The sequence below is a fragment of the Pseudomonas sp. NPDC087336 genome, assembly GCF_044744285.1.
Classification (GTDB): Bacteria; Pseudomonadota; Gammaproteobacteria; order Pseudomonadales; family Pseudomonadaceae; genus Aquipseudomonas.
The window spans coordinates 85,546-106,550 of record NZ_JBIUYA010000009.1 but is presented as its reverse complement, the minus strand read 5'-3'; the positions used below and the strand labels follow the sequence as shown (position 1 = coordinate 106,550).

The 21,005-nt window shown below is 60.3% G+C and carries 19 protein-coding genes and 1 pseudogene; 4 read left to right on the top strand and 16 right to left on the bottom strand.

Annotated elements, in window-relative coordinates; translation table 11 throughout:
- Positions 1 to 38: 38 nt before the first annotated feature.
- Positions 39 to 887: a cupin domain-containing protein gene (locus ACIO0C_RS11400; RefSeq protein WP_401311689.1), complete on the bottom strand. Its 849-nt coding sequence runs from the start codon at positions 885 to 887 to the stop codon at positions 39 to 41.
- Positions 888 to 1,275: 388 nt separating this feature from the next.
- Between ACIO0C_RS11400 and ACIO0C_RS11395 the strand changes: the two genes are divergently transcribed.
- Positions 1,276 to 2,739, top strand: a complete 1,464-nt coding sequence (locus tag ACIO0C_RS11395; protein ID WP_401311687.1) for a sensor histidine kinase — start codon at positions 1,276 to 1,278, stop codon at positions 2,737 to 2,739.
- Here the strand turns inward: ACIO0C_RS11395 and ACIO0C_RS11390 are convergent.
- The 8 genes from ACIO0C_RS11390 to ACIO0C_RS11355 form a co-directional block, all read right to left on the bottom strand.
- Entirely contained in the window at positions 2,736 to 4,139 is a 1,404-nt protein-coding gene (locus tag ACIO0C_RS11390; protein WP_401311684.1) for a DHA2 family efflux MFS transporter permease subunit, read from the bottom strand. The two genes, ACIO0C_RS11395 and ACIO0C_RS11390, sit on opposite strands and share 4 nt — an antisense overlap.
- A gap of 73 nt (positions 4,140 to 4,212) precedes the next feature.
- A complete protein-coding gene (locus tag ACIO0C_RS11385) occupies positions 4,213 to 5,580 on the bottom strand; it encodes an ATP-binding protein (protein WP_401311681.1) in 1,368 nt (455 codons plus the stop codon).
- Positions 5,577 to 6,239 (bottom strand): response regulator, encoded by a 663-nt coding sequence (locus ACIO0C_RS11380; protein ID WP_401311678.1) that lies wholly within the window; start codon positions 6,237 to 6,239, stop codon positions 5,577 to 5,579. The genes ACIO0C_RS11385 and ACIO0C_RS11380 overlap by 4 nt, the downstream gene beginning before the upstream one ends.
- Positions 6,240 to 6,250: 11 nt before the next feature.
- Positions 6,251 to 6,895 (bottom strand): tetratricopeptide repeat protein, encoded by a 645-nt coding sequence (locus tag ACIO0C_RS11375; protein ID WP_401311676.1) that lies wholly within the window; start codon positions 6,893 to 6,895, stop codon positions 6,251 to 6,253.
- Positions 6,892 to 7,701 carry an SDR family oxidoreductase gene (locus ACIO0C_RS11370; protein ID WP_401311673.1) on the bottom strand — a complete coding sequence of 270 codons (810 nt, stop codon included), beginning with the start codon at positions 7,699 to 7,701 and terminating at the stop codon, positions 6,892 to 6,894. Before ACIO0C_RS11370 ends, ACIO0C_RS11375 begins: the two co-directional genes overlap by 4 nt.
- The gene (locus tag ACIO0C_RS11365) at positions 7,688 to 8,362 is read right to left on the bottom strand and encodes a TenA family transcriptional regulator (protein WP_401311671.1); all 675 of its coding nucleotides are present in this window, start codon (positions 8,360 to 8,362) and stop codon (positions 7,688 to 7,690) included. Before ACIO0C_RS11365 ends, ACIO0C_RS11370 begins: the two co-directional genes overlap by 14 nt.
- Positions 8,359 to 9,840 (bottom strand): AMP-binding protein, encoded by a 1,482-nt coding sequence (locus ACIO0C_RS11360; protein ID WP_401311668.1) that lies wholly within the window; start codon positions 9,838 to 9,840, stop codon positions 8,359 to 8,361. The genes ACIO0C_RS11365 and ACIO0C_RS11360 overlap by 4 nt, the downstream gene beginning before the upstream one ends.
- A complete protein-coding gene (locus ACIO0C_RS11355) occupies positions 9,830 to 10,507 on the bottom strand; it encodes a thermostable hemolysin (protein WP_401311665.1) in 678 nt (225 codons plus the stop codon). Before ACIO0C_RS11355 ends, ACIO0C_RS11360 begins: the two co-directional genes overlap by 11 nt.
- 173 nt (positions 10,508 to 10,680) lie before the next feature.
- On the opposite strand from ACIO0C_RS11355, the gene ACIO0C_RS11350 reads away from it, so the two are divergent.
- On the top strand, positions 10,681 to 11,106 hold the full coding sequence (locus tag ACIO0C_RS11350) for a potassium channel family protein (protein WP_401311663.1): 426 nt from the start codon (positions 10,681 to 10,683) through the stop codon (positions 11,104 to 11,106).
- A 54-nt stretch (positions 11,107 to 11,160) separates the two neighbouring features.
- On the opposite strand, the gene ACIO0C_RS11345 is transcribed toward ACIO0C_RS11350, so the two are convergent.
- From ACIO0C_RS11345 to ACIO0C_RS11330, 4 genes and pseudogenes are all read right to left on the bottom strand, one after another.
- The gene (locus tag ACIO0C_RS11345) at positions 11,161 to 12,045 is read right to left on the bottom strand and encodes a universal stress protein (protein ID WP_401311661.1); all 885 of its coding nucleotides are present in this window, start codon (positions 12,043 to 12,045) and stop codon (positions 11,161 to 11,163) included.
- A gap of 21 nt (positions 12,046 to 12,066) precedes the next feature.
- Positions 12,067 to 12,283 (bottom strand): annotated as a pseudogene (locus ACIO0C_RS11340) (universal stress protein); the annotation flags it as partial.
- A 52-nt stretch (positions 12,284 to 12,335) separates the two neighbouring features.
- Positions 12,336 to 13,691 (bottom strand): dicarboxylate/amino acid:cation symporter, encoded by a 1,356-nt coding sequence (locus tag ACIO0C_RS11335; RefSeq protein ID WP_401311658.1) that lies wholly within the window; start codon positions 13,689 to 13,691, stop codon positions 12,336 to 12,338.
- A 107-nt stretch (positions 13,692 to 13,798) separates the two neighbouring features.
- Positions 13,799 to 14,854 (bottom strand): tartrate dehydrogenase, encoded by a 1,056-nt coding sequence (locus tag ACIO0C_RS11330; RefSeq protein ID WP_401311655.1) that lies wholly within the window; start codon positions 14,852 to 14,854, stop codon positions 13,799 to 13,801.
- 136 nt (positions 14,855 to 14,990) lie between these two features.
- Between ACIO0C_RS11330 and ACIO0C_RS11325 the strand changes: the two genes are divergently transcribed.
- Entirely contained in the window at positions 14,991 to 15,899 is a 909-nt protein-coding gene (locus ACIO0C_RS11325) for a LysR family transcriptional regulator (protein ID WP_401311652.1), read from the top strand.
- 14 nt (positions 15,900 to 15,913) lie between these two features.
- Here the strand turns inward: ACIO0C_RS11325 and ACIO0C_RS11320 are convergent, their stop codons facing one another.
- Positions 15,914 to 16,810 (bottom strand): LysR family transcriptional regulator, encoded by an 897-nt coding sequence (locus tag ACIO0C_RS11320; RefSeq protein ID WP_401311649.1) that lies wholly within the window; start codon positions 16,808 to 16,810, stop codon positions 15,914 to 15,916.
- A gap of 99 nt (positions 16,811 to 16,909) precedes the next feature.
- Between ACIO0C_RS11320 and ACIO0C_RS11315 the strand changes: the two genes are divergently transcribed.
- Positions 16,910 to 18,301: an aldehyde dehydrogenase family protein gene (locus tag ACIO0C_RS11315; protein WP_401311647.1), complete on the top strand. Its 1,392-nt coding sequence runs from the start codon at positions 16,910 to 16,912 to the stop codon at positions 18,299 to 18,301.
- A 76-nt stretch (positions 18,302 to 18,377) separates the two neighbouring features.
- Here ACIO0C_RS11315 and ACIO0C_RS11310 read toward each other — a convergent pair whose 3' ends face one another.
- A complete protein-coding gene (locus ACIO0C_RS11310; RefSeq protein ID WP_401311644.1) occupies positions 18,378 to 19,622 on the bottom strand; it encodes a saccharopine dehydrogenase family protein in 1,245 nt (414 codons plus the stop codon).
- Between the two features lie 27 nt (positions 19,623 to 19,649).
- Complete coding sequence (nspC, locus tag ACIO0C_RS11305; protein ID WP_401311641.1) at positions 19,650 to 20,747, bottom strand: carboxynorspermidine decarboxylase; 1,098 nt, start codon at positions 20,745 to 20,747, stop codon at positions 19,650 to 19,652.
- Positions 20,748 to 21,005 lie beyond the last annotated feature (258 nt).

Genomic DNA, 21,005 nt, shown 5'->3' with positions numbered 1-21,005 from the left:
TGATCGACCCTGCGCGATGGCCTGGAGCAGAGATGCTTTCAGGTCATTGCCCCATCATCATCTTCTCCCGCCAGATCTTTCATCCAGTCCCGCGGGCTGTAGCCCGTCTTGCGCCGAAACGCGCGTGCCAGTGCCGAAGGGCTTTCATAGCCGACCTCGGCGGCGATCAGCGTAATCGACCGCCCTTCACGCAGACGCTTCTGCGCCAGGCTGATACGCCAGCTCAACAGATACTCGGCGGGCGTCTGCCCGATCACGTCCCGAAAATGCACGGCGTAGGCCGCGCGCGACATGTTCGACTCTCTGGCCAGTTGCGCAATCGACCAGGCACGCTCCGGTGCGTTGTGAATCTGCACCAGGGAGCGCGCCAACCGCGGATCGGCCAGGCCAGCCATCATTCCGGTACGCAACTGTTGGTGATCAAGCAGATGCCGAAACAACAGGATGATCAGCAGTTCAAACAAGCGCTCCAGCGCTGCCTCCCTGCCACAATGCGCACCCGCCGCCTCGCCGAACATCCATTTCAGGGTATCGGCGAGCATGGGCAGTTCATCGAGGGAGAGCACCAGGCAATCGGGTAACGAAGCCGCCAACGGGTTATCGACCCCGCCCTCGAATTCCATTGAGGCACACAACAGTTGAGCGCCCTCGGATTCACCGGCAAACAGCTGATGCCGGCTCGGGCGAGGCATGAAAATCAGGCTGGGCCGGGTCAGCAGCACGTCCTTGCGATCAGCGCCCAGCAAGGTGACGCTACCGGCCTGCAGCAGATGAATATAACCACGCCGCTCAGCGCCATCGTAGGACGCCAGTCCGCACAACCTGCCGTTGTAAAACAGGTTTGCGCGCACGCCGAACTGCGAAAACAGGGTAGACAGGCGATCCATGGGCGATCTCTTGGCCAGACATAGACGCTCAGATCATAGCACCGGCGGTTTGTGCTCCGACTCAAGCCCTGAGCCCCGGATCAGCGCCGCCTTCGGCGAAGTGCACTCAGTCATCGCCTACCTTGCAAAGCGAAGCCCGGTGGTTGCATCGAAAGGTGGTGCAGCCTGTCTGACGGCGCGGGGCGCGCAACCGCTGTCCCACGCTTAGGGGAAACTACCCCCATCTATGGGCTGTAATACCCGCTTCGGCCCCGGCGTTTCCTGGCGAAAGGGTTGCAAGCTAGACCGCCCAGGCGCGGCATTGCATTGGCATGGATAATGCTGATCATGCAGGGCTTGGTTGAGTGGTTGAAGCTGCTGGAATGCAGCATACCCTGGAGCACTCCCTATGCCTGCAATCGACCTGCTGTACAAACGCTTTCGTCCTGGAACAGTTGACTCGATTGCACCCACTCAACAATTCAATCTCCTGCGCTGGTTTTCGATTGCCAGCTTCCTTCTCGTCAGTGTGATTGCATTTGGGCTGGGCTCTTTGTCGACGAGTTTCCTGGTCGCGGAAAGCCTCGAGCGCGATGCCCTGACGTCAGCCCAGTTCATCCAGACCATCGCAAAAGGTGACATACGCCATCACGGACTGGCGGGTATGCAGATCGGGGAGTTGCTGGCATTCAATCAACAGAAGACGATGCCGCAAGACAAGACGCAGATCGCACAGCCCATCAGTTTCGAATTCCTGGACTATCTTGCGCAGCTCCCAAACTCGCTCCTGATCAATATCTATTCCCCACTTCGAACAGTGGTCTGGTCAACCAACAAGACGCTGGTTGGGCGAGCATTCTTGAATGACGAGCTTGAGCAGGCATTCAGTTCCAAGGAGCGGATATCCACCAAGTACAGCAATGTCGATGCAGACCGCAGCGAACAGAAATTCCTGCACCCCCCGAAAGAATTCTTCATCGAAAGCTACATCCCTATTGTCGATGACCAAGGGAAAATTCTGGCGGTGGTTGAAATCTACAGGGAGCCTGCAGACCTCATTGAACGCCTCAACCACGGGCACTGGCTAATCTGGTTCTCCACCATGGGCGGCCTGCTGGTTTATTTCGGGATTTACTGGATTGCCCGACGAATATCGATCCAGTTGGCGTCAAAAGAAGCTCAAGTCGTTGCCAACAAGACTTACGTTGGCTTGGGCGAAGTGTCCACGGCCATTGCCCATAGCCTGCGTAACCCACTGGCCTGCATCCGTTCAAGCGCAGAGTTGGCAAATGACATGGATGGCCAGCCTGCAAGGAAGCACCTCGACGATATTGTCGGTCAGGTGGACCGGATGTCGCGATGGGTGCAGGAATTACTCCTGTGCCTGGGCCCGATCCGCGGCGAGGCAGAGCTGGTGGATCCGATGGAGATGGTCCAGGTCGCACTCGACAGCTTCAGCGCGCAACTGAGTGCATCAAAAATCCAGGTGGCGTTCAAAAATGAATCCACACCCCGGGTCATCAGCAATCCGCTGTTACTCTCGCAGATTTTAAGAAGCGTCATTGCCAATGCCATAGAGGCGATGCCGACCGCAGGAACCCTGAACATCGAGGCTCGCCTGGATGATGCCCAACAATGGCTGAACCTGACCATCTGCGACACCGGGGGTGGATCTTCCCGGCAACAGCAACTGATGGCCTTCAAATCTTTCTACACCACCCGACAAGGCAGGCTGGGTATTGGCTTTATCATGGTGAGGCAGATCATGGAATGTTTCGGCGGCGACGCGCGCCTGACAATCCAGGACAAACAGGGAACATCGGTGCACTTGAGTTTCAGGGTCCAGGACGGGAAAGCCAAACCACCGCACTAATCCTTGGCCCGTGCACGCTGCAACACCGCCTCCCCCGCCTGGGGCGGCAGTCGCAGGTTGTCCAGCAAAGCAATGGCCGCAATCACTGCCACACAGAGGAATGTCAGCTGGAAGTCGGCAGTCTCGGCGTGCCCTGCGGTGCCATGGATGTTCATGGCAAGGCGCAGCAACAACGCGCCGATGGCCACCCCCATCGCCATGCTCAACTGGAAGAACATGCTGAACAAGGTTGAAGCGTCGCTCATCTGTTCCTTGGGGATTTCGGCAAAGGCCAGTGTGTTGAACACGGTGAACTGCATGGAGCGCGACAGGCCACCGACGAACAGGATGAACAGGATCAGCGCCGCACTCATGCGCTCATCCAGCAGCGCGCACGCCGCTATCGCCAGGACGCCAAGGATGCCGTTGACCATCAGCACCGGACGAAACCCCCAACGCTGCATCACCCAGGTAGTGAAGGGTTTCATCGCCAGGTTGCCGGCAAATACCGCCAGCACCAGCAACCCGGCATCGAATGCAGAAAGACCGAAAGCCAATTGAAACATCAACGGCAGGAGAAACGGCAAGGTGCTGATGGCAATCCGGAAAATCGAGCCCCCGCACAGGCAGACGTTGAAGGTACGAATGTCGGTTACACCCAGCGCCAACAAGGGTTGCGCATGCCGACGCATATGGCGCCAGGCGAAAACGCCGATAACCACACCGGTACCACTCAGTGCCAGGCCTTGCAGCACATCGTCACGGCTTTGCCCAAGCATCTCCACGCCATACAGCAAGGCAGCGCTGGCGATACCCACCAACAGAAAGCCACTGAAATCGAACGTCCTCGCACTGGCGTCGTCCCGTTTGGGCAGCAAGGCCAGCGCGGCAATCAGGGCCAGCACGCCCAAAGGCAGATTGAGGTAGAAAATCCACGGCCAGGAAGCGTGGGTAACGATGAAACCGCCCACGGGAGGCCCGAGTACCGGAGCGACCAGACCGGGCCAGGTAATGAATGAGATCGCGCGCACCAGGTCTTTCTTCTCGGTGCTGCGCAGCACTGCCAGCCGCCCCACCGGCACCATCATCGCGCCGCTGATACCTTGCAGCACCCGCGCGGCGACAAAGGTTTCGAGGCTGTCACTCAGCCCGCACATCAACGAAGACAGGGTGAACAGGACGATCGCCGAACTGAAGACCAGGCGCGAACCGAAACGATCAGCCAACCAGCCGCTGATGGGGATGGACACCGCTACGGCGAGCATGTAGGCGCTCATGCCAATGTTCAGGTCCACCGCCGCGACGCCGAACGTCCTGGCCATGTCAGGCAACGCGGTCGCGATCACCGTGGCGTCGAGGTTCTCCATGAAGAACGTGACGGCTACCAATAGAGCAATCCATGTTGAGCGGCGTTGGGACATCGGTCATTCCTGTTTGACTGCGTGGTTGCTCGACTGGGTAACCTGGGCACTTTGCGTCATGTAAATGACAACATCAAAAGCGCCGGATTTCCAACGAAGCGCGCAATCCTCCCTGCTCGCGATTCTCCAGTCTGACCTGCCCGCCCAGACGATCTGCGATAGCCCGAACAATGGTCAGTCCCAATCCTGCTCCCTGGTCATTTGCCCGGCTGTAGAAGCGCTCGAACAGACGCTCACGGTCCTCCTCCTTGATCCCGGGCCCCTCGTCCTCGACGGACAGTTCATAGCCCTGTTCCGTTTTGGCGAGCCTGACAGTGATCAACCCATGCGCAGGCGAGAAGTTCGCCGCATTGGTCACCAGATTGTTCAAGGCAATATCAATGGCCGCAGGATCGACTTTTACCTGGCTGACGTCGCCGCTGACATCGAACGCCAGTTCCAGGTTTTTGCCCAACAACCAGGGCGTCAGCTGAATCAGGCTGTCGCGAACCGTGGCCGCCAGATCAATGTATTCGGGCGGTTGAACGCCTGCCTGGGGTTCGATACGCGCCATCGTGAGCAATTGGTTGACCAGTCGGCTGGTCCGGTCCACGCCAGCGATCAGATGTTCCAGCGATGCGCGGCGCTCCTGCTCGCTGCCCGCCTCCATCAGGTTTTGCGCATGCACCCTGAGCACTGCCAGCGGCGTGCGCATTTCGTGGGCGGCGTCGGCGATAAAACGTCGCTCGCGCCCCAGTACTTCCTGAATCTGCGCGAGCACGCGGTTGAGCGCCGCTTGCATGGGCTCCAGCTCGCTGGGCAGTGGCGACAGATGCAACGGCTCCAGTGAACCGCTGTGCCGTGCGCGCAAGGTCGCCGCCATATTCGCCAGCGGCTTGAGACCCCAGCCGATGGCCAGCCAGACCATAGCCGCGAGCATCAGGCTGCCCAACATGTTGGGCCATAGGGTATGGCGCACGATCCGGTTGACCAGGTCCGCCCGTACGTCGTCCCGCTCACCGACCCAGATCCGCAGGTGATTCTGCTTGTCTTCCAGCAGGAACGCGCGCCAGTGGCGATTGTTGAGGTCCACCACATCGCTGAAGCCGGGCCTGGAGGGAGCAACGGTAAAAGACGGAGCGCTGGCGGTGTGCACCAGCACTTCGCCCTGGGGATTGAAGACCTGAAAGGCAATCTTCCTTTCATAAGGATGACCGTCACCCCTGGGCACCGCTTCACCCAGGGCTTTGTTGAACGCCTGGTACAACTCGGCGTGTTCCTTGCTGGCCAGTGGCATGCGCAGCACGCCTTGCAGCAATCGCGCGTTTTGCACGAGTTGGGCGTCGTAGACTTCGGCAATTTCGTGATGGCTGTCGTACAGGTTCAAGGCGCTGATCACACCGAGACCCGCGAGCATCAGGCCGATGATCAGCGTCAGGGTGCGACGGCGGATCGACGTCACCGACGCTCCTCCACCAGATAACCGACGCCGCGAATGGTACGGATCAGGTCGGCGGAGAACTTCTTGCGCAGGTGATGGATGTGTACTTCCAGGGTGTTGCTTTCAGCCTCTTCGTTCCAGCCGTAGAGCAACTGCATCAAATGGTCGCGGGTCATGACCCGGCCTGGCGGCGAAAGGAGTTCGTGCAGCAGTTGATACTCCTTGGGCGTGAGCGCCACCGGCTCGCCCTGGTAGCTGACTTGCTGGGTGCCAGGGTTGAGCCTGATGCCAGCGTGCTCGATCAACACCTGCGCGCGCCCGGCGCTGCGCCGTAACAGGGCCCGCAGGCGCGCCTTGAATTCGGCCAGGTCGAAAGGCTTGATCAGGTAATCGTCCGCCCCGGCGTCGAGCCCGGCTATGCGGTCTTCGGTGGCATCCCGGGCCGTGAGAATCAGCACCGGCAGGTTCGAACCGCTGTCGCGCAGGCGCCGCAGCACTTCGAGTCCGTCCATGCGCGGCAGGCCAAGGTCAAGCACCGCAAGGTCAAAGGTTTCGCTGAGCAGTGCATGCAAGGCGCTGCTGCCATCGCGCAACCAATCGACGGTATAGCCTTCGCGCCCCAAAGCTTGATGAATGCCTTCACCGAGGGCCACATCATCTTCAATCAGTAGTAAACGCACGCGGACTCCTGTCAGCCGAGTTTCTTGTTCACATCCACCAGCAGTGTTTCGATCTCTTTGCGACGCCCGGCATCGGCGGTTTCCCGCCCGGGCCGAGGGGCGGCCAACAGGGCCTTTTGCAACGCTGCCCTGGCCTCAGCGTAGCGCTTTTGACGGTAGAGGTGATCACCCCAAAAGTACAGGCTGTCGATGCCATTGGGGTTCATCTGCAAAGCGACCTTGAGCAATTGCTCGGCTTTGTCGGCGTCACCGAAACCGATGGGCCAGCCCGGCACACGATCATACAGCGCGCCGAGGCTGGTGTAGGCCGAACCTTGCAAGGCCTTGGGGTCCAGGGTCAGGGCTTTCTCCAGATATTGCTTCGCGTCCTTGACCTTGCCGAGGGCCCCGAGCCCCCCTTGGGCTCCGGCCCAACTGCTGGTGACGATGCCGGACCAGATCCAGGCCTCGGCCACCGATTGGCGTTCCTGGGTAAACGCGGCCGCCTGGGTAGCGAGCTTTTCGAAGGCGGCGGTGCGTTGCTCCTGCGGTAACTCGTACTGAATATGCGCCCAGCTCTGCTGGATGCCATTGAGACGTTGCTGGTCGGCGGCGTCCAGGGCCCACACGCTCTGGCTCAAGACGCCCAGCAGTAAACACGCGGCAAATTTTTTCATGGTTCGAGGTTCTCGTTGTCTGGCGATTGGCTCAGGCGGCGAATCAGCGGCAATTGCTTGCGCAAACCCCGATCCACCAGGTGGGGCAACAGGCTGTTGAGGCGCACGAAAAAGCGCTCCGGCCAGCCCAGGTACAAGTCTCGGCGGTCGCCGGCAATGGCGTGGATGACCGCCGAGGCGACGGTCTGCGGGTCGTCGACGCTGGATTTGAGCGCGTCATTCAAGGCCTGCGCCGCCGGGCTGTTCATGCTCGTGCGGGTGGCGCGCGGTGCGACGTACAACACACCGACCCGGGTATCCGCCAACTCCCGGCGCAGGGCTTCGGAAAACCCGCGCAGGGCGAATTTGCTGGCGCAATAACTGGCGTAACCGGCGTAGCCAATCGAGCCGTAGGTGGAACCGACGTTTACCACCATGGCGCTGTCGGCCTGTTTGAGCAGTGGCAGCAAGGTTTTGGTCAAGCACACCGGCGCGCTGATGTTCACCGCCAGCATCCCATTGATTTCGCTGTCATCGAGGTGTTCGAGCATGGCGAAATGGTTGACCCCGGCCGCATTGATCAAAAGGTTGATCCCGCCCAAGACTTCGGCGGCGGCCAGCACCTTGCGCCGGTCGGCCTGCAATGTCAGGTCGGCGCCCACCCAGAACAGCCTGTCCCGATAGCGTTCGAGCAAGGGCTCCAGCGCCTCCCGATGCCGGGCCACGGCCAGCACCTTGGCGCCACTGGCGCATAGGGCAGTGGCGATCGCCAGGCCAATGCCGCCGCTGGCACCGGTCAGTACCACGCGAGCCTCAGACAGGCGCATGCGGGTTCTCCCCGTCTCGTGGCAGGCCACGGAACATGTCGGCGTAAAGCCGGTAAACCACCTTGGAAGCATGAATGACGGCCGCCTGATCGCCCGGGTCGTCCAGTTTGTTCATGAGTCGGCGGTAGGTCTGCATATGCTCGATGTCCAGCGAACCGTGGGAATCGAGGTAGCTGAAGGCGCTTTGCGGCAGCGCCAGGCGCTCGCGAATGCTGCCAGCGGCATGGGTGGCCAGGGCGATGCTGGTGCCTTCCAGCACATTGACCATGCCGAACAGCCCCACCGGGTTGCCCCGGGCAATCAGGTCGTAGAGATAGCTGAGCATCAGTTCGATGGCCAACGAAGGCTGACCGTCGCGCACCGCTTCCTTGTCACCGCCACAGGCCTGGATGTCATCGAGTACCCATTGTTCGTGGCCGTATTCATCCTCGATGTACTCACACACGGCTTCACGCAGCCACTCCAGGTGTGACGGCAGGCGTGCACCGCAGGCCATCATCAGCGGCACCGTGTGGCGCACGTGGTAGTAGGCCTGGGCCAGGAAGGCCCGGTAGCTCTCCAGGCTGACCTTGCCCTCGAGGGCATCGACGATGATCGGCAGGTTGAACAGCGTGTTGCGCTCCTGGTGGGTGGCCTCTTGCAGCGTGTCGAAAAAGCTCATGATGCGGGTTCCTCGAAAAGTACCGACTCTGTCAGCTGCGCCCGGTATCGCTCGACGATGGCATCGCGGCGCGGTCGACCGTTGGCCGTCAGCAGGCCATTTGCAGCGGTGAAGGGTTGTTCCAGGCGGGTCCAGTGCTGGACCCGGGCGTAATCGGGCAAGGCCTCGTTGGCCTCGGCCACGGCGACAGCCAATTGCTCGTCCGGGCAGTCCGCATGGTGCGGCCAGAGCAATGCATGGTTGCCCGGCAGGGCTTCGCCATGGACGAAGGCCTGGGCGATATGACGGCGTTGGGTCAGTTCGGCTTCGACCCACTCCGGGTTGACGTTGCGCCCGAAGCTGGTGACGAACTGATGTTTCTTGCGGCCCTTGAGGTAGAGAAATCCCTCCTTGTCGAACTCCCCGAGATCACCGCTGGGCCACCACTCATCAGCGTGCGGCGCCTCGCCCAGGTAACCCAGCAGGGTCGAGCCCTTGATCAGCACTTCGCCGTCGTCGGCCAGGCGAATCTGCACATGGGGCAAGGGACGGCCCACGCTGCCAGGGCGGCAGGCCTGCGGCGTATTGAGGCACACCACCGAGGCACACTCCGACAATCCGTACCCCTCGTAGACCGGCACGCCTGTACGTTGGGCACGATGCAACAAATCCAGGCTAACCCGCGCACCGCCCACGGCGGCAAACCGTAGATGCTTCGGATCGAAGGCTTTCTGCTCGGCCGCGCTGACCAGCATCAGCAGCAACTGCGGCACCAGGATCAGGCTCTGGGGCGATCGCTTGGCCAGGCACCCCAGCAGTTGTGGCACATCCACCCCACTGGCGCCCTGGATTCCCAGGGTTTCCTGGCTGGGCAGGCTCAAGGTCGCGCCGGCATACAACGCGGCGTAACAACCGATGTTCTCCAGCAAAATGGCGAGCGGCAGCAGCGCCAGATGATGCCGGGGATGGCAGCTTCGACTGGCCTGATCCAGTTCGCGGGCGACCCGCAGAATGCTCGCGGCGCTCAAGCACACGCCTTTGGGTGTCCCTGTGGTGCCGGAGGTGAAGGTCAGTTTGGCGGTGCCTTCGGGCATCCGCTTCGAGCCACAGAAGGTGCGGCGCCAGAATCCAGCGGTTTCTTCATAGCCGGCCGCTTGCAGTTGCGCCGCCAGTTGCGGTTCGGCGATCACCCTTTCGGCCTGGCTTTGTTCCAGGCAATGACGGCGCTGCGCCGTGCTGAAAAAAGACGGTAACGCGACACAGGTCAAGCCTTCGAACAGCGCGGCCAGGTCCCAGAGCATCGCTTCGACGCCATTGTCCAACGCCAGGGCAAACACCTTGATGTGTTCATCGCGCAGCCGTTGCTGGCGCTCGATCACTTCGGTGTACAGGGTGGCGTAGTCCAGTTTCAACTGATCGCCCCACAAGGCAATGCCATTGCCCTTGCGTTCGGCGTGATCGCGCAGCGTCTGTTGGAAACGCTCCACTTCAGGCGACATGGCAGCAACCCTCGATGGACGAAGGCAAACCCAGTCGGCTGAACAGACCTATGTTGCGTAAATGAATGAACCCGCTGCGGATATTGCCAACATGAACCCAGGGTTTGCTTTCGTAGTAACTGCCCCAGGCATGGCGGTCTTCACCCAGGCGCGCAGGATCGGCGGCACACAGTGTCACCGGCTTCAAACCCAGGCGATGGAAACTGTTCACCAGGCCAATATTGCCGGTGAACGCCACCCACTCCAGACCGCCCATGGCCAGCACGTAGGTCATCGCGATGATGCTCATGCGTGCACTGCCCGTGTCGGCGGCCGCCAGATTGCCGACTTCGACGATGGCGGAGCGCTCTACGGTCCGGTCCGCTGCGGCGCTGATCAGCGGATCGATCGGCTCGTCCAGATAGCCCTCCAGAAACAGCGGTTGCGTGCCTGCCAGTCGCACCCCGGCCACCGCACACAAGGCACCGGACGCATCCCTCATGCCAAACAGTTCTGGCATGAAATGACGGATGTCGGCGCCGTGGGCCTTGCGAAATCGCTGCTGGATGAAGCCTTCGAAGACCGCCCGCTGCGCGTCGCCGGGCAAGGCCCTGAGCAGGCTCATTGGCGGTGTTTCGGCTTGGCTGAAATACAGCGGCAACTGCACGTTCCAGTTGAATTCGGACATTGGAAAACACCTCCCCCGGATCAATTGGGGAGCAGTATCAAAGGGATTTCTTAACGAAGTCTGAAGGTGATGAGACTATTGAACGCTACGCTTGGCCCAAGGCCCGTTGGTTTTTATCACCGACTGACTCGACAGTGTCCCTTCCAGTCGGATCGACGCCCAGGAGATTTTCCATGCTGGCAGTCACGCTGATCAATGCGCTGGTGGTGATCCTCGCCGTCGTGATCCACTACGAATGCCTGCTGCGTCTCAACGACTGGCTGCCCCGGCTCAAGCTGTGGAGCCGCTTCAGGATTGTCGTCGGGGTATTCGGTGCCCTGCTGGCCCACGCGATAGAGGTCTGGTGCTTCGCGTTGGTCTATTACCTGATGGTGCACTCCGGTAGTTGGGGCAGCCTGACGGGTAACTTCGACGGCTCGCTGATGGACTGCGTGTACTTTTCCTTCACCACGTACACGACCATCGGCTTCGGCGATATTTCACCGGTGGGCGACCTCAAGTACCTGACTGGGCTGCAGGCCCTGACCGGGCTGGTACTGATTACGTGGACTGCGTCCTTCCTCTTTCTGGAAATGCAGAAGTACTGGGAGCGCAAATAATCACATTGCCAGGCGTAGCAGACGGTGTGCGATCAAGTCCCGCTCCCATTCGATCTAAACCGCCAGAACGCAGCACGGCACTTGATACAGGATATGCTCGGTGGTGCTACCCAGCAGTTTGCCCACCCCATGGGACTGGACCCTGCCCATCACGATGACATCCACGTCATGATCATTGGCGAACTCGCTCAGCACCGAAACCGGATGCCCCTGGATGAAATGCCGACGATCAGGGGGAACGCCGAAACGCCCGGCCAACCTCAGGAAGGACTGTTCCAGATCTGTGCGTAGCTCTCTGGTGAGGTCGGCGAGCGCCAGCCCCCCCATGTCCGCCAGATAACCCGCCGCGATATCGCAGGCGTACAACAAATGCAACTCGGCTCCACACTGCAGGGCAAGGCTTGCGGCCTGTTTGATGATCTGCTCATTCAGTTCGTTGTCGGCTGACTCACTGTCTGACACCTCGACGGCTGCCACCACCCTGCGTGGCAATGCGGCGCCACTGCGACCCACCAGAAACACCGGTACTGGACAATGGCGCAGCAGATGCCAGTCCAAAGGCGTGAAGAAAGCGCGCTGGAGCGCTGATTCATGCTGAATATCCTTGATCAACAGGTCGGGTTGCAACTCTGCGACATGATCAAGGATGTCCTGTTTCATGTCCTGAGCCCAAACCACCTCGTTGGTCACCTCGATACCTGCGCCATGCAGGTTTTTTGCCTGGACCTCAAGCCAGTCGCGGTGGTCCTGCAGGTAGCGCTCCCGAGCGAGTTTTCGATCGCCTTCTTCAAGCAGCGATAGCCATTTGAATGAGGGAATCAGCGCCGCGATATGCAGGTTCGCCCCACTGGCCTTGGCCAGCTCTGCAGCATGGTTAATGGCTGAGGTATGGCGCAGGGCCGGGTTGATGATAAGCAATAACCGTTGGTACTGGCTCATGACAGGTCTCCAGTCAGATCATCATTCAAAGCTGGCACGCTGCCTGACCGCCAGCAGACTCCCCGGCACCGAGTATAGTGCCCGCTCTGTATTGCTGCCGATCAGCCGTTCGAGCCCCACCCGGTGCACGGTGCCCATCACCACCCCGTCGGCCAGAAACTCCTCGACGAATCCACTGATCACCGGCACTGGCAGCCCCCATGACGAAATGGCGTCGCTCAGGCGGCACGCCATAGCGGGGCGATCCTCGGGATTGCAGCATTTGCTCTGGTTTGAGCGTCCCCTGCCCCTTACGCCCTCGTGGCTTTCTCCCTGTTTGCTCGCAAAGGGTTGATGGCTAAAGATGGCGCCACGGCGGCACTCTCTGCCGGCGCTACCTCGGGCGTTCTGTCTTCGGCGTCGCCATTGAGGGCCTTGTGCATTTTCTGTGTGTCCAGCGCTCCGACCCATTTGGCGATGGCCATGGTGCCCACGCCATTGCCGATGGTGTTGGTGATCGCACGCGCTTCCGACATGAACCGGTCGACACCCAGCAGCAACACCATGCCCGCCACCGGAATCGTGCCAAGGGACGAGAGCGTTGCCGCCAGGATGATGAAGCCTGAGCCAGTGACGCCCGCCGAGCCTTTGGAGGTGAACATCAATACCGCCAGCACAATCAACTGATCTGTCAGGGTCAGTGGCGTGTTGGTGGCCTGGGCGATGAAGATCGCGGCGATGGTGTAGTAAATCGCCTGGCCGTCCGGGTTGAAGGTCAAGCCCGAAGGAATGATCATGCCGGCCACGGGCTTGGAAACACCGGCCTTTTCCATCTTGGCAATCATCTGCGGCAACACCGACTCCGAAGAGCTGGTGCCGAGCACGGTGAACAGTTCTTCCTTGATGAACTTGAGGAACTTCCACAGGCTGAAACCGCTGTAGCGGCAGATCGGCCCCAGGACAAAGATCACGAACACCGCGCAGGTCAGGTAGACGCAGGCCATCAGTTTGCCAAGGGAAAACAGCGAGCCGAAGCCGTACTTGCCGATGGTGAACGCGATGGCGCCGAATGCACCGATGGGCGCCAGACGCATGACCATGTTAACGATGCGGAACATGCCCTGCATCAGGCTATCGAGCGTGTCGACGAAAACTTTTCCACGTGGCCCCACATACGCCAGCGCGACACCGAGCAGTATCGAAAAAAGCAGGATTTGCAGGACATTGCCCTTGGCAAAGGCGTCGACAATGGTGTCGGGGATGATGTTCATGATGAAATCCATGAACGACGCGTGCTTGACCGCGGTGGTATAGGTGGCGAGGCTTGAAGTGTCGAGGCTGGCCACATCGATGTTCATGCCGGCGCCAGGCTTGAAGACATCGACCACCACCAGGCCGACCACCAGGGCCAGGGTGGAAACCACTTCGAAATAAATCAACGCGCGAAACCCGACGCGCCCCAACTCCTTCATGTTCTCCATCTTGGCGATGCCGGTGACCACGGTCAGGAAGATCACCGGGGCCAGGAGCATCTTGATCAGTTTGATGAACGCATCGCCCAAGGGTTTGAGCGCAGTGCCGGTCTCGGGAATGAACACCCCGACGATGGCGCCGAGGACGACAGCGATGAGTACTTGTACGTAGAGTTTGCCAAATATTCTTTTCATGACAGGGCCCTGATTTTTTATTGTTGTCAGGAAATGCCGAGGAGTCGGACCCAGTGATCCGCCCCTCGGCGTTGTGCCGCAGTACTCCTTTGAATCGCTGGAAATTATCAGCGGTTGATCAAGGCGATGATGGCCTCGGTGATCTGCCGGGTGGTGGCGGTACCGCCCAGATCCGGGGTATGCAGGCCGCTTTCAGTCACCGCTTCGATGGCCGACATCAACTGCTTGGCCGCGGCGGGTTCGCCCAGGTGTTCGAGCATCATCGCCGCCGTCCAGAATGTCGCGATCGGATTGGCGACCCCTTTGCCGGTGATGTCGAAGGCCGAGCCGTGGATCGGTTCGAACATCGACGGGAATTTGCGCGACGGGTTCAGGTTGGCGGTCGGCGCGATGCCCAGGCTGCCGGACAAGGCCGCGGCCAGGTCGGAGAGGATATCGGCGTGCAGATTGGTGGCGACGATCACGTCCAGTGTCGACGGCTTGAGCACCATGCGCGTGGTCACGGCGTCGACCAGTTCCTTGTCGACCTTCACGTCAGGGAAGTCCTTGGCGACCTCAAAGAAAATCTCGTCCCATAGCACCATGCCGTGTCGCTGGGCGTTGGACTTGGTGACCATGGTCAAGTGCTTGCGCGGACGGCTCTGCGCCAGTTCGAAAGCGAAGCGATGGATGCGCTCGACCCCGGCACGGGTGAATACCGAGACCTCGGTGGCGACTTCTTCCGGCAAGCCCCGGTGCACGCGACCGCCGTTGCCGGAGTATTCGCCCTCGGAGTTTTCCCGCACCACCACCCAGTCGATCTGGTCGCCGTTGTGCAGCGGGCTTTTCACCCCGGGCAGCACGCGTGCCGGACGCACGTTGGCGTATTGATCGAAGCCCTGGCAGATCGGCAGGCGCAGGCCCCACAGGGAAATATGGTCCGGGACGTTGAGCGCACCGACGGCGCCGAAGAAAATCGCGTCGAAGGTTTTCAGTTCTTCCAGCCCGCCTTCGGGGATGTAGTAACCGTTTTTCAGGTAGTTGTCCGAGTTCCAGTTGAAGTGTTTGAAATCCAGTTCGAAGCCGGATTTTTTCGACAGGGCCTGCAGCACCTCGACACCCGCCTCGATCACTTCAACACCGATGCCGTCACCTGGAACCGCAGCAATTTTGTATGCGCTCATCGTTAACTCCACTCTCTTCATGTTTTTGTTGTGCCTGATGAACGGGGTGTTCAATCAGGGGGTGAGCGGAGTATATGTAGTGAGTAAATGAGCGTGAGTTACCCAAAATAACTACATAGATGAATTTGAGTTACGAATGGACCAGACCCTGGATTTGTCTTTTTTCTACCTGCTCGCCAACAAAGGCAGCCTGGCAGCAACGGCCCGAGAGCTGGGCGTCACGCCGCCGGCCGTGAGCAAACGCCTGACCGCCCTGGAGGCACGGCTCGGCACACGCCTGGTCAATCGCACCACACGGTCGATGAGCCTGACGTCGGAAGGCGAGCTGTATTTCTCCCATGCCGCGCGAATCCTCACCCAGATCAACGAGCTTGAACAGCTGGTCAGCAGCAGCCGCGCCACCCCCAAAGGCCTGATCCGCGTCAATGCCTCCCTGGGCTTCGGCCGACGCTACATCGGCCCTGCCCTGGCGGCGTTCTTCGCGCAATACCCGGAGGTGGAGATACAGCTGGAAATCAGCGACCACCCGCTTGATCTGGCGACCCACGGATTCGATTTGGGCATACGTTTCGGCACCCTGCCGGACGCCGCCTTCCATGCGCGCAAGATCGCCTCCAACCGCCGCCTGTTGTGTGCCTCGCCGCTCTACCTGGACAAGTACGGCACGCCAAAAAAGCTCGCCGAGTTGCAGGATCACAACTGCATTTTCATCCGCCAGAACGAGTCACCCTATGGGGTCTGGAGCTTCAACAACGGCGGACGCAAGGACAACATCAAGGTGCATGGCGCCTTGGGTTGCAACGATGGCGAGGTGGCGCTGAACTGGGCGCTGGATGGCTTTGGCATATTGCTGCGGGCCGAATGGGACATCGCACGTTATGTGCGCAGTGGCCGCTTGCGCCTGGTGTTGGAAGACCAGACCCCCACCCGCGCCGACGTGTATGCGGTCTACCCGCAACAGCTGCATTTATCCGCGAGAGTGCGTTGCCTGATCGATTTTCTGATCGAACGTTTCAAGCACATCGATAACATCGAGGAAAGCTAGCACCTGAACCGGCGCTACGCCCCTTCCACTCTATTCACCTGATTTATTGCTTCACACCGCTCCTCCAGCAACCGCACGAACATGGTCAGGCTCTGCGACACCGTGCCCCTGCGCCATACCAGCCAGGTGCGCAAGTAACGGAAGGACTCGGACAACGGCCAGACGCTGACCGTGCTGCAGCCGGGCATGCTCTGCAGCATGCTGCGCGGCATCAGGGCCAGGCCGGCGCCGGCGCTGACGCAGGCGAGCATGCCGTGATAGGACTCCATTTCGAAGATCTTGCCCGGCACTGCCGCGTCCTTGGTGAACCAGCTTTCGAAGTGGTGGCGATACGAGCAGTTGGAGCGGAAGGCATAGATGTTTTCGCCGTTCACGTCCTGCGCGCGATGGATCGGGCTGTGGTTGAGCGGCGCAATCAGCACCATTTCTTCTTCGAATGCCGGTACGCCCTCCAGCGCCGGATGCAGCACCGGGCCATCGACAAACGCGGCGGTCAGGCGGCCTGCCAGCACGCCGTCGATCATGGTCCCGGAAGGTCCGGTGGACAGGTCCAGTTCGACCTTGGCGTACTGTTGGTTGTAGGCCGCCAACAGTTCGGGAATCCGCACCGCCGCGGTGCTCTCCAGCGATCCCAGGGGAAATGTGCCCTGGGGTTCTTCCCCGGCTACCGTGGCGCGGGCTTCCTGGACCAGATCGAGAATCCGCCGGGCGTAATCGAGGAAACTCCAGCCGGCGGGCGACAGGCGCAGGCGGCTTTTTTCGCGGATGAACAGGTCGACGCCCAGATCCTGCTCCAGTTGCTTGATCCGCGTGGTCAGGTTAGAAGGCACCCGATGGATGTGCTGCGCGGCCACGCTGATGCTGCCGTGCTCAGCGACAGCTTTGAAAATCTCGAGCTGAACCAGATCCACATCATTCTCCAAACGTGAACAAGACGCTCATTATTATTCAGTTTAAAGAAAACATACAGCACCGTAATCTGAGCGCATTCCTACCCGCAGGACGGTGCCATGACCAACATCAGCAGCCTTACCCACGCCATTTCGATCAACCCGGCGACCGGTGAACAGATCGGCCACTACCCTTACGAATCCGCAGCGGCATTGGACGCCGCCCTGTCGCGTTCCGCCAGCGGGTTCCGTGCCTGGCGCCGCGAGCCGGTTGCCCAACGCGCGCAGCGCTTGATTGCCCTGGGCCGGGCATTACGCGACAACGCACAAGCCTTGGCCACCATGATCACCCTGGAAATGGGCAAGCCGATCGCCCAGGCCCGCGGTGAAATTGAGAAATGTGCACAGCTCTGCGACTGGTATGCCGAACACGGTCCTGCCATGTTGAGCGCTGAACCCACCTTGGTCGAAGGCGGCAAGGCGCGCATCGAATATCGCCCGCTGGGCCCGATTCTCGCGGTCATGCCGTGGAACTTCCCGATCTGGCAAGTGCTGCGCGGTGCGGTGCCGACGCTGCTGGCCGGCAATACCTACGTGCTCAAGCACGCGCCCAATGTCATGGGCAGCGCCTACCTGCTGCTGGATGCCTTCAAAAAGGCAGGCTTTGCCGAAGGCATCTTCGAAGTTATCAACGTCACGCCGGACGGTGTTTCCACAGCGATTGCCGACCCACGCATCGCCGCCGTCACACTGACCGGCAGTGTGCGCGCTGGCATGGCCATCGGCGCCCAGGCTGGCGCGGCGCTGAAGAAGTGCGTCCTGGAACTGGGCGGTTCCGATCCGTTCATCGTGCTCAATGATGCCAACCTCGACGACGCCGTCAAAGCGGCCGTGATCGGTCGTTACCAGAACACCGGGCAGGTCTGTGCGGCGGCCAAGCGGCTGATCGTCGAGCAAGGCATAGCCCTGGAATTCACCCGGCGGTTTGTCGAGGCCACGCGCCAACTGGTGGTCGGCGACCCACTGTCCGCCGAGACGTACATCGGCCCGATGGCCCGCTTTGATCTGCGCGATGAGCTGGATCAACAGGTGCGCGACACCCTGGAAGAAGGCGCGACCCTGTTGCTGGGCGGCAAGAAGGCCGAAGGCTCGGGTAACTTCTATGAGCCTACGGTGCTGGCCGGTGTCACTGACCAGATGACTTCGTTCAAGCAGGAGCTGTTTGGTCCGGTCGCGTCGATCATCACCGCTCGCGACGCTGCGCATGCGCTGGAACTGGCGAACGACAGTGAGTTCGGCCTGGCGGCCACCGTCTACACCGGCAATGTCGAGCTGGCCCAGCAGATGGCCAGTGAACTGGAAACCGGCGGGGTGTTCATCAATGGCTACTGCGCCAGCGACCCGCGCGTGACCTTCGGTGGTGTGAAGAAAAGCGGATTCGGTCGCGAGCTGTCGCACTTTGGTGTGCGTGAATTCTGCAACGCACAAACGGTGTGGCTGGATCGTCACTGATCGAATCCAACAACCTGGCACACACAAAAACGCCGCTCAATGAGCGGCGTTTTTTTGCATCACAGGTGTGCAAGCCTCAGGCCTTGCAGTCCCAGGCACGGTCGCCGTGCTCGTCCTTGATACGGGTCGGCAGGCCCATCACGTCCAGCGCCTTGAGGAACGGCTCGGCTGGCAGCTCCTCGACGTTGACCATGCGCTGCACGTCCCACTCACCGCGGGCTACCAGCAGGGCTGCAGCCACCGGTGGGACACCGGCGGTATAGGAAATGCCCTGGCTGTCGGTTTCGGCAAAGGCTTCCTCGTGGTCCGCTACGTTGTAGATGAACACTTCGCGCGGCTGGCCATCCTTGGTGCCCTTGACCAGGTCACCGATGCAGGTCTTGCCGGTGTAGCCCGGCGCCAGCGAGCTCGGATCAGGCAGCACGGCCTTGACCACTTTCAGCGGCACGACTTCCAGCCCTTCGGCGGTCTTGACCGGTTGCTCGGAGAGCAGGCCGAGGTTGCGCAGAACGGTGAACACGTTGATGTAGTGCTCGCCGAAGCTCATCCAGAAACGCACGTTGGGCACGCCGAGGTTCTTCGACAGCGAGTGCACTTCATCGTGACCGGTCAGGTACAGGTTCTGCGAACCCACTACCGGCAGGTCGTCGGTGCGCTTGACTTCGAACATGGTGTTGCTGGTCCACTGGCTGTCCTGCCAGCTCCACACCTGCCCGGTGAACTCGCGGAAATTGATTTCCGGGTCGAAATTGGTGGCGAAATATTTGCCATGGGAACCGGCATTGACGTCGAGAATGTCGATCGAATCAATGCGGTCGAAATACTGTTGTTGGGCCAGTGCCGCATAGGCATTGACCACACCCGGGTCGAAGCCCACGCCGAGGATGGCGGTGACGTTCTTCTGCTGGCATTCCTCGAGGTGCTTCCACTCGTAGTTGCCATACCAGGGCGGCGTCTCGCAGATCTTGCCCGGCTCTTCGTGGATGGCGGTGTCCAGGTAAGCGGCGCCAGTATCGATGCAGGCACGCAGCACCGACATGTTGAGGAAAGCGGAACCGACGTTGATGACGATCTGCGATTCGGTTTCACGAATCAGCGTCTTGGTCGCCTCGACGTCCAGGGCATTAAGGGTGAATGCCTTGATTTCAGCGGGCTGTTTGAGGCTGCCCTTGGCCTTGACGCTGTCGATGATGGCCTGGCATTTGGAGATGTTGCGCGACGCGATAGCAATACGACCGAGCTCGTCGTTGTGCTGCGCGCACTTGTGGGCCACCACCTTGGCGACACCTCCTGCACCAATGATAAGTACGTTCTTCTTCAATTTTTCTCTCTCTCCTTCTCAGCCAGCTTACGAGAGGCTGGACATATAGTCGTTGTAACCGAACTCACGAACCACCTCGACACTACCGTCGAGTTGTTTCACTACGATGGACGGCATTTTCAGGCCGTTGAACCAGTTCTTCTTGACCATGGTGTAGCCCGCTGCGTCGACGAACGACAGGCGGTCGCCGATGGCCAGCGGACGATCGAACTGGTACTCACCGAAAATATCGCCGGCCAGGCAGGATTTGCCGCACACCATGTAGGTGTGCTCACCCTCGCTCGGGGCCAGCTTGGCATTCAGGCGGTAGATCAGCAGATCGAGCATGTGGGCTTCGATGGAGCTGTCCACGACCGCCAGGTGCTTGCCGTTGTAGAGCGTGTCAAGCACGGTGACTTCCAGCGAGGCACTCTGGGTGATGGCCGCTTCGCCCGGCTCCAGGTAAACCTGTACGCCGTACTTTTGCGAGAACGCCTTGAGGCGCGCGCAGAACTCATCCAGCGCGTAGCCTTCGCCGGTGAAGTGAATACCGCCACCGAGGCTGACCCACTCGACCTTGTGCAGCAGATGACCGAAACGCTCTTCGATGGTGCACAGCATGTCGTCGAACAGGCCGAAGTCACCGTTCTCGCAGTTGTTGTGGAACATGAAGCCGGAAATCTGCTCGATGACCTGCTCGATCATCGAAGGGTCCCACTCGCCCAGGCGGCTGAACGGCCGTGCCGGGTCGGCCAGCAGGTAATCGGAGCTGCTCACCTGCGGGTTGACCCGCAGGCCACGGACCTTGCCTGCAGATGCTTCAGTGTAGCGCTGCAACTGGCCGATGGAGTTGAAGATGATCTTGTCGCAGTTGTCGAGCATCTCCTCGATTTCGTCATCGGCCCACGCCACGCTGTAGGCGTGGGTCTCGCCCGCAAACTTCTGCCGGCCGAGCTTGAGCTCGTACAGCGACGACGAGGTGGTGCCATCCATGTATTGCTGCATCAGGTCAAACACCGACCAGGTGGCGAAGCACTTGAGTGCCAGCAGGGCCTTGGCCCCGGACTGCTCGCGCACGTAGGCAATCTTTTCCATGTTGCCCAGCAGCTTTTGCTTATCGATGAGGTAGTACGGCGTTTTGATCATTTCGAGGCCTCCGGCAAGGCCAGCCAAAAAAAGGATGCGCATTGTGCCCGCACTGGCCACATATCGAAAGAGCAGAAGTGCAGTTCGTCGGGCAGGGAGTCGCGCGGCAACCTCCTAAAATCGCACTCACAGGCGACAAAAAGATGACGTCAAGGCTAATTGCCATCTTTTTTTCGTCCTGACCGACGACCGGTCTAACGCTGCACCAAAACCGACTATTGTTGTTAGTGACAGGTCCAAAACGGACCATAAGTGCGC